This is a genomic window from Nonomuraea sp. ZG12 (assembly GCF_052068115.1).
In the GTDB taxonomy this organism is placed as follows: Bacteria; Actinomycetota; Actinomycetes; order Streptosporangiales; family Streptosporangiaceae; genus Nonomuraea.
Genome location: NZ_JBQHCW010000057.1, coordinates 1 through 9,399 on the forward strand (window position 1 = coordinate 1; position 9,399 = coordinate 9,399).

The 9,399-nt window shown below is 74.4% G+C and carries 2 protein-coding genes; both read left to right on the plus strand.

Features of this window, described 5'->3' with window-relative positions:
• Positions 1 to 33: 33 nt before the first annotated feature.
• Positions 34 to 7,551, plus strand: a complete 7,518-nt coding sequence (locus ACTMTF_RS48950) for a type I polyketide synthase (protein ID WP_441116965.1) — start codon at positions 34 to 36, stop codon at positions 7,549 to 7,551.
• Between the two features lie 28 nt (positions 7,552 to 7,579).
• Positions 7,580 to 9,399: type I polyketide synthase (locus ACTMTF_RS48955; protein WP_441116966.1), on the plus strand; the 1,820-nt coding region annotated here is incomplete at its 3' end.

The following is a 9,399-nucleotide window of genomic DNA, read 5'->3' on the forward strand; positions in this document are numbered from 1 at the left end:
GGGATTCTGTCGCTGGAGGATGCCGCCCGGGTGGTGGCGGTCCGCAGCCGGGAGCTCTCACGCCTGGCGGCGTCGGCGGGGATGTTGTCGGTGGTGATGCCGGTGGCTTCGGTCGAGGAGTTGCTGGCGTCGAACGAGGTGTGGGCGGATCGGCTGTCGGTGGCCGCCGTGAACGGTCCTGCCACCACGGTGGTGTCGGGGGATCTGGACGCGCTGGACGAGTTCGAGCGTGTTCTGTCGGCTCGGCGGGTGCTGCGCTGGCGGATCCCGCAGATGGATTTCGTCGCGCATTCGGCGCGGGTGGAGGAGCTGCGGGAGGGGCTGGTCCGGGATCTGGCCGGCATCGACCCGCGGCCCGGCCGTGTCCCGCTGTTCTCGACGGTCACCGGTCAGCGCCAGGACGGCACGGAGCTGGACGCCGGCTACTGGTACGCGAACGTACGCGAGCGGGTGCGTTTTCAGGATGCCACCGAGGCCCTGGCCGAGGCGGGATACCGGACGTTCGTCGAGGTGTCCCCGCACCCGGTGCTGACCGCGGCGATCGCCGAGACCTTCGAGGGGGTCTCCGGCATTCCGCTCATCACGGGGACGCTGGATCGGGAGGACGCCGGGGCGCGCCGATTCCTGACCGCGCTGGCCCGGGTGCACGTACGCGGGGTGAAGGTCGACTGGGCCCGCGTGCTGCCGGCCGGGCGGGTGGTGGAGCTGCCCACCTACGCCTTCCAGCGTCAGCACTACTGGCTCCACCAGGCCGCCCCGGGCAGGACCCCGGCCCGGCGGCGCGACTCCTCGGACGATTGGCGCTACCGGGTCACCTGGGCGCCGATCGCCGAGCCGGCACCGGCCCGGCTCGCCGGAACCTGGCTGCTCGTCGCCGGGGAGTACGACGCATCACGGGCCGAGGCGGTCACCCGGGCCCTGAGCGGGCACGGAGCCCGCGTCGTCGCGATCGATCTCGCCGCCGACGCCTACGAGCGGGAGGCGCTGGCCGGACAAATCCGCTCGATCACCGGCGACGGGCCGGTGGCGGGTGTGCTGTCCCTGCTGGCGCTGGACGAAACGCCCCTGAACGGGTGGCCTTCCGTGCCCGCCGGCCTGGCGGGAACGCTGACCCTGGTGCAGGCGCTGGGCGACGCCGGGATCGTCGCGCCGCTGTGGGTGGCGACGTCCGGCGCGGTCGCGACCGTTCCGGAAGAGGCTCTGACCAGCCCGCTGCAGGCGCAGACCTGGGGCCTGAGCCGGGTCGCGGCGCTCGAACACCCCGACCGCTGGGGTGGGCTCGTCGATCTCCCCGCCGACCTGGACGAACCGGCCGCCGGTCGGCTCGCCGCCGTCCTGGCCGGCGGCGACGAGGACCAGGTCGCGATCCGGGCCGACGGGATCCGGGGCAGGCGGCTGGTCCGAGCCCCACGGCCGAACCGGGACGGTGAACCGTGGGCACCGAGCGGCAGCGTTCTGATCACCGGTGGCACCGGCGCGATCGGCCGGCATGTGGCCCGTTGGCTGGCCGGGCGCGGGGCTCCTCGGGTGGTTCTGGTCAGCCGGTCGGGCCCGGCCGCGGCCGGGAGCGCCGCGCTGGCGGCTGACCTCGCGAGCCGTGGCACCGTCGTCGAGATCCTGGCCGGCGACACCGCGGACCGGTCCCAGCTGACCGGGCTGCTGGACCGGATCGCCGGGACCGGCCCGGCGCTGACCGGGGTGATGCACACCGCCGGCGTCGTCGACAACGGTGTGGTCGATCGGCTCGACCCGGCGCGGCTGGCCTCGGTGCTGGCCGCGAAGGCCACCGCCGCCACGCTGCTGGACGAGCTGACGGCGGGCCTCGACATGGACGCGTTCGTGCTGTTCTCCTCGGCCGCCGCGACCTTCGGAGCCGGCGGCCAGGGCAACTACGCCGCCGCCAACGCCTTCCTCGACGCCCTGGCGCAGAACCGGCAGGCCCGTGGACTGCCGGCGCTGTCGGTCGCCTGGGGCCCGTGGGCCGGAGGCGGTGTCGCCCAGGCCAGCGAGGCGACCCGGCAGCGGCTGAGCCGCAACCGCTGGGAGGTCCTGATGGACCCGCGGCTCGCCGTACAAGCCCTCGCCGACGCCCTCGGCGGTCCCGACAGCGTGCTGACGATCATGGACATCGACTGGAACGTGATCGAGTCCAGCGGTGGCGAGCACGAGATGCAGCGGGCGCCGTTCCTGCGGGACCTGCCCGAGGTCCAGCGGATGGCGGTCGCGTCCGGAGCCGGCGCGCACGACAGCGCGCGGGTCACCAGGGACGCGCTCATCGGGCAGCTCGTCGCCCTGCCCCCGGCCGGGCAGGAACAGAAGCTGATCGCCCTGGTCCAAGCCCTGGTCGCCGACGTCCTGGCCTACCCCTCGCCCGAGGCGGTCCAGGCCGGGCGCGCCTTCAGCGACCTGGGGTTCGACTCGCTGACCGCGGTCGAGCTGCGTAACCGGCTCAACGCGGTCGTCGGTCTGCGGCTGCCGGCGAGCCTCCTGTTCGACTACCCGACCTCGACGGCGCTGGCGGAGCACCTCAGGGCCGAACTGCTGGGCGACGGGCCCGCGACGCCCGTACCGGTGACGATGGCGGCGGCCGAGGACGAGCCGATCGCGATCGTGGGCATGGGCTGCCGGTTCCCGGGCGGCGTCCGTACCCCGGACCAGCTGTGGGAGCTGCTGATCTCCGGCACGGACGCGATCTCCGGGTTCCCGGCCGATCGCGGCTGGGACCTGGACCGCCTCTACCACGCCGATCCCGGCCACAGCGGGACGACGTACGTACGGGCAGGCGGCTTCGTGCACGAGGCCGGGCAGTTCGACCCCGGGTTCTTCGGGATCAGCCCGCGTGAGGCCCTGGCGATGGACCCGCAGCAGCGGCTCCTGCTGGAGACCTCATGGGAGGCCCTCGAACGCGCGGGCATCGAGCCGGCCTCCCTGCGCGGGTCACAGACCGGGGTGTACGTCGGCGGTTACAGCTCCGGCTACGCCGCGGTCGGGCAGCAGACCGGCGCGGACGGCGCCGCCGGGATGGAAGGCCACCTGATGGCCGGCAACGCGACCAGCGTGATCTCCGGCCGGGTGGCCTACACCCTCGGGCTGGAAGGCCCCGCCGTCACGATGGACACCGCCTGCTCGTCGTCCCTGGTCGCCCTGCACCTGGCCGGCCAGGCCCTGCGCTCGGGTGAATGCACGCTGGCGCTGGCCGGCGGCGTCACCGTCATGGCTACGCCCTGGGACCTCGTCGTGTTCTCCCGCCAGCGCGGGCTGGCCCCGGACGGGCGGTCCAAGGCGTTCAGCGCGGACGCGGACGGGATGGGGATGGCCGAGGGCGTGGGCATGCTCGTCCTCGAACGGCTCTCCGACGCCCGCCGCCACGGCCACGACGTCCTGGCCGTGATCCGGGGCAGCGCGACCAACCAGGACGGCGCCTCCAACGGACTGACCGCCCCCAACGGACCGTCGCAGCAACGGGTGATCCGGGCCGCGCTCGCCAACGCCCGGCTGTCCCCGGCCGAGGTGGACGTCGTCGAGGCGCACGGCACCGGCACTCCCCTCGGCGACCCGATCGAGGCCCAGGCCCTGCTGGCCACGTACGGGCAGGACCGCCCGGACGGGCGGCCGCTCTGGCTCGGGTCGGTGAAGTCGAACATCGGGCACACCCAGGCGGCGGCGGGGGTGGCCGGAGTGATGAAGATGGTGCTGGCCCTGCGGCACCGGAAACTGCCGCGCAGCCTGCACGCGGAGTCGCCGTCGCCGCACGTGGACTGGACGGCGGGAGAGGTACGGCTGCTGAGCGAGACGGTCGACTGGCCGGTGAACGGGCGGCCGCGCCGGGCCGGCGTCTCGGCGTTCGGGATCAGCGGCACCAACGCGCACACCATCATCGAGGAAGCACCGCCCCTTCCGGTCGAGCCGATCGAGCCGACCGCATTGGTCGGGCAGGTCGAGGCGGTTCGGCCGGTGGTGTTGACCGGTGGGGCTCGGGCTTGGCTGGTGTCGGGGCGTACGCCGGACGGGCTGCTGGCTCAGGCGGCGCGGCTGGCCGAGTTCGTCTCCAGAACCGATCGGGAGCCGGTCGACATCACCGACGTCGGCTGGTCGCTGGCGACGTCCCGGTCGTCGTTCGAGTATCGGGCCGTCGTTCTGGGCGCGGATCGCGAGGCGCTGACGTCGGGCTTGACCGTGCTCGCGGGCGACGGGTCGGCGTCCTCGGTGGTGCGCGGTGCGGTTCCTGCGGGCCGGCCCAAGGTCGGTTTCCTGTTCGCGGGGCAGGGGGCGCAGCGGGCCGGGATGGGCCGGGGGCTGTACGCGGCGTCTCCGGTGTTCGCGGCGGCCTTCGACGCGGCCTGCGCGCTGCTGGAGGCCGAGCTGGAGCTGCCGATCCGGGAGGTCGTCCTCGGTGATGCCGACGACGGACGGGCGGATCAGACGATCTACGCGCAGACCGGGTTGTTCGCGGTCGAGGTGGGCCTGGTCGCGTTGCTGGCCGCGGCCGGGATCGTGCCGGACGCGGTGGCCGGTCACTCGGTGGGGGAGATCGCGGCCGCCCATGCGGCGGGCGTGCTGACCCTGGCGGATGCGAGCCGGCTGGTCGCCGCCCGCGCCCGGGTGATGCAGGACCTGCCCGGCGGCGGCGCGATGGCCGCCGTCGAGGCGAGCGAGACCGAGGTGGCCGAGACCCTGGACGGCGTCCCAGGGGTCGGGACAGCGGCGGTGAACGGGCCTTCGGCGGTGGTGATCTCGGGTGACGCCGAGGCCGTGGACCAGGTGCTGGAGACGTGGCGGCAGCGGGGGCGGCGGGTGCGCCGGCTGCGGGTCAGCCACGCGTTCCACTCCGCCCGGATGGATCCGGTCCTGGACGAACTCCGGCGCGTGGCGGCGACGCTGGAGCACCGGACACCGACGGTGACGTGGGCCGGCGCCTGTGACGGCACCATCCTGACCGACCCCGGGCCCGGCTACTGGCCGGCGCAGGCCCGCCAGGCGGTCCGGTTCGCCGACGCCGTGGCCACCCTGTCCGCTCAGGGCGTCTCCGTCTTCATCGAGATCGGCCCGGACGGAACACTCTCCGCCTTGGGCCCGGCCACCCTCCCCGGACCCACCACGACCCACCCCGAACCCGCCGCCACCGGACCGGGTGCCACCGGCCCCGGCGATGGGAGTGACCCTGCTGGTGGCATCGAGCCGGTGTTCATCCCGCTGTTGCGGGCCCGGGCCGAGGCCGCCGATGCCGTGCTGACCGCGCTCGCCCGCGCCCACGTCCGGGGGATCGGCGTCGACTGGGCCGAGGTCCTGCCCGCAGGGAAGCGGGTGGACCTGCCCACGTACGCCTTCGGACGGCAACGATTCTGGCCGCTGGGCCCGTACAAGCTCCGGCTCGGCGCGGTCACCGGCTCCGGCGACGAGCACGCGGACGGCGCGGCGGAGGCCCGGTTCTGGGCGGCGGTCGAGGCCGGCGACCGGCCGGCCCTGTCCGAGACGCTCGCGGTCGACGACGAGCGGCTCGGCGACCTGCTGCCGGTGCTCGCCGCCTGGCGCCGGCGCGAACGGGACCGGTCGGCCACCGACGCCTGGCGATACCGGGTCTCCTGGGCCCCGGTTTCCGACCCCGACCCGGTCGCGCTGTCCGGGACCTGGCTGGTGGTCGCCGGTCCAGCCGGTGACGAGCGGGCCGGCCGCTGCGCTCAGGCGCTGACCGGCCACGGCGCCGACGTCACCCGGATCACCGTGGGCGCGGTGACCAGGGAGGCGCTCGCCGCCGAGCTCGCCACCGTGCTCGCTGGCGAGTTCGACCGCGCCGCCGCGTCGCGGGTGAGCGGCGTGGTCTCGCTGCTGGCTCTCGACGAGGCGCCGCTGCCGGACCGGCCGATGGTGACCGCAGGACTGGCCGCGACCCTGAGCCTGGTCCAGGCCTTGGGGGACGTACAGGCTCAGGCGCCGCTGTGGGTGCTCACCTCCGGAGCGGTGGCCGCCGACCCGGGCGAACCGCTGGCCCGGCCGCTGCAGGCCCAGGCCTGGGGGTTGGGCCGGGTCGTGGGCCTGGAACATCCCGAACGGTGGGGCGGCCTGATCGACCTGCCGGCCGTCCTGGACGAGCGGGCCGCCGCCCGGCTGTGCGCGGTGCTGGCCGGCTGCGGCGAGGACCAGGTGGCGTTGCGCGACGCGGGGATCCGCGGCCGGCGGCTCGTCCAGGCCCCGCGCCCCCGGCGGGAGGAGACCTGGAGACCGCGCGGAACGGTGCTCATCACCGGGGGAACCGGGTCGATCGGCGGGCACACGGCCCGCTGGCTGGCGGGTCGCGGCGCCCCACGGGTGCTCCTGTCCAGCCGGTCGGGCGTGGCCGCGCCCGGCGCCGTCGGGCTCGCCGCCGAGCTGGCCGCGGCCGGAACCACCGTCAGCATCGTGGCCGCCGACATCGCCCGCCGCGCCGACGTCGCCGGCCTGCTCGGCCGGATCGCCGCCGGCGGCCCGCCGCTGACCGCGGTCATGCACGCGGCCGGAGCCGGACAGGCCACCGCCCTGCGGGACACCACCCTGGCCGAACTGGCCGAGATGGCGGCGGTCAAGACCGCCGGGACGACACACCTGGACGAGCTCACCCAGGACCTCGACCTCGACGCGTTCGTGCTCTTCTCCTCGATCTCCGCGACCTGGGGCAGCGGCCTGCAACCGGGCTACGCCGCGGTCAACGCCTTCCTCGACGCCCTGGCCGAGAACCGCCGCTCGCGCGGGCTGGCCGCGACCTCCGTCGCCTGGGGCCCGTGGGACGGCGGCGGCATGAGCGACCGGGAGGGCAAGGCCCAGATGGTCCGGCGTGGACTGCGGCTGCTGGACCCCGAGCTCGGGATCCGGGCGTTGAGCCAGGCCCTCGACGGCGGGGAGGCCCTGCTCACGGTCGCCGACGTCGACTGGGCCGCATTCGCCCCGACCTTCACCCTGCGCCGGCCCAGCCCGCTGATCGAGAGCCTGCCCGAGGTCGCGCGGGCGCTCACCGGCGGGGGGAACGAGGCGGACGACCCGGCCGGAAGCACCGGAAACGCCCTGACCGAGCGGTTGCGGGCCCTGCCCAGGGACGAGCAGGAGCAGCTGCTGGTGGAGCTGGTCCGGGCCGAGGCGGCCGGGGTGCTGAGCTATCCCTCGGTCGACGACATCCCGCCCGACCGGGCTTTCAGCGACCTGGGCGCGGACTCGCTGACCGCCGTCGAACTGCGCGACCGGCTCGGCGCCGCCACCGGGCTGCGGCTGTCGGCCACCCTGCTGTTCGACTACACCACGCCCACCGCGGTGGCCGGTCACCTGCGGACGACCCTCGTCCCGGAAGAGGTGTCGCCGTCCCGGCCCGTCCTCGCCGAGCTCGACAAGCTCGACAGCATGCTCGCCGGCCTCACCGGTGAGGACGACGACACGGCCCGGATCACGGCCCGGCTGGAGGCCGTCGTCGCCCGCTGGAAAGAGACCGCCGCCGGTGGCCGCGCGGCGACGGTCGCCGAGGATCTCGAAACTTCCTCCGATGAAGAGGTCTTCGACTTCATCGGAAAAGAGCTTGGAATTCACTGACATGGCTGAAAAAGATGAGGTTCCGCAGGTGAGCGATGACGACAAGCTCCGCTATTTCCTCCGGCGGGTAACGGCCAACCTTCACGAGACCCGTCAGCGGCTCAGCGAGATCGAGGCGGCCGCTGACGAGCCGATCGCGATCGTCGGCATGGGCTGCCGCTTCCCCGGCGGCGTCCGGAGCCCGCAGGACCTGTGGGAGTTGCTGGCCGGCGGCGTCGACGCGATCTCCGGCTTCCCCCAGGACCGTGGCTGGGACCTGGAGGAGCTGCTCGGAACCGGGCCCGGCTCGGAAGGTTCCTCGCACGTACGGGCGGGCGGGTTCATCGAGGGCGCCGGTGAGTTCGACGCGGGCTTCTTCGGGATCAGCCCGCGCGAGGCGGTGGCGATGGACCCGCAGCAGCGGATGCTGCTGGAGGTCGCGTGGGAGGCGCTGGAGCGGGCCGGGATCGATCCGCTGTCACTGCGCGGTTCGTCCACCGGGGTCTTCGCGGGGGCGTCGTCGACGGGATACGGCTGGGGGCTGGGCTCGCAGACCGAGCTGGAGGGCCACCTGGTCACCGGTACCGCGAGCAGTGTGCTGTCCGGCCGGATCGCCTACACCCTCGGGCTGGAAGGACCGGCGGTCACGGTCGACACGGCCTGCTCGTCGGCGCTCGTGTCCCTGCACCTGGCCGCCAGGGCGCTGCGGGCGCAGGAGTGCTCGCTGGCCCTGGTGGGTGGCGTCTTCGTGGCGTCGACGCCGGTGATGTTCACCGACTTCAGCGCCCAGCTGGGCCTGGCCCCGGACGGCCGGTGCAAGGCGTTCGGCGACGGCGCGGACGGCATGGGCGTGGCCGAGGGCTCCGGCGTCATCGTGGTGGAACGCCTGTCCGACGCCCAGCGGAACGGGCACCAGGTGCTGGCGGTCGTGCGCGGCAGCGCGATGAACCAGGACGGCGCCTCCAACGGATTGACCGCCCCCAACGGGCCGGCTCAACAGCGGGTGATCCGCGCCGCGCTCGCCGATGCCCGGCTGTCCCCGGCCGACATCGACGCCGTCGAGGCCCACGGCACCGGAACCGCCCTGGGCGACCCGATCGAGGCGCAGGCGCTGCTGGCGACGTACGGACAGGAGCGGCCCGAGGACCGGCCGCTGCTGCTGGGCTCGATCAAGGCCAACCTCGGCCACCCGCAGCAGGCGGCCGGGATGGCCGGGGTGATCAAGATGGTGCTGGCGCTGCGGCACGGGCTGCTGCCGCGCACCCTGCACGCCGATCGGCCCTCGCCGCACATCGACTGGTCCTCCGGCCAGGTACGGCTGCTGACCGAGGCGACGCCCTGGCAGCCGGGCGAGCGGCCCCGCCGGGCCGGCGTGTCCGGGTTCGGGATGAGCGGCACCAACGTGCACGTCATCCTCGCTGAAGCTCCGGCCGCCGAGCCTCCCGCCGAAGCCCCGGCCTCCGGTGAGGACGCCGAGCCCGCCGAGCTCGCTGATCCGCCGGCGCCGGTGCTGGCGGGCGGACCGCCGGTGTGGCTGGTGTCGAGCCGCTCGGAAGCCGGGCTGGCCGCTCAGGCGCGGCGACTGGCCGCTTTCACCGGAGACCAGCCGGGCCAGGATCCGGCGGCTGTCGCCTGGTCCCTGGCCACGACCCGCTCCGCGTTCGAGTACCGGGCCGCGGTGCTGGGAGCGGACCAGGGCGAACTGGCCGCCGCTCTGAACGCTCTCACCACCGGCCGGCGGCATCCGGGCGTGGTCTCCGGTGTGGCGTCCCGGGTGGGGAAGAAGGTGTTCGTCTTCCCTGGTCAGGGTGCGCAGTGGGTGGGGATGGGGCGGGAGATGCTGGTGGCGTCTCCGGTGTTCGCGGCTCG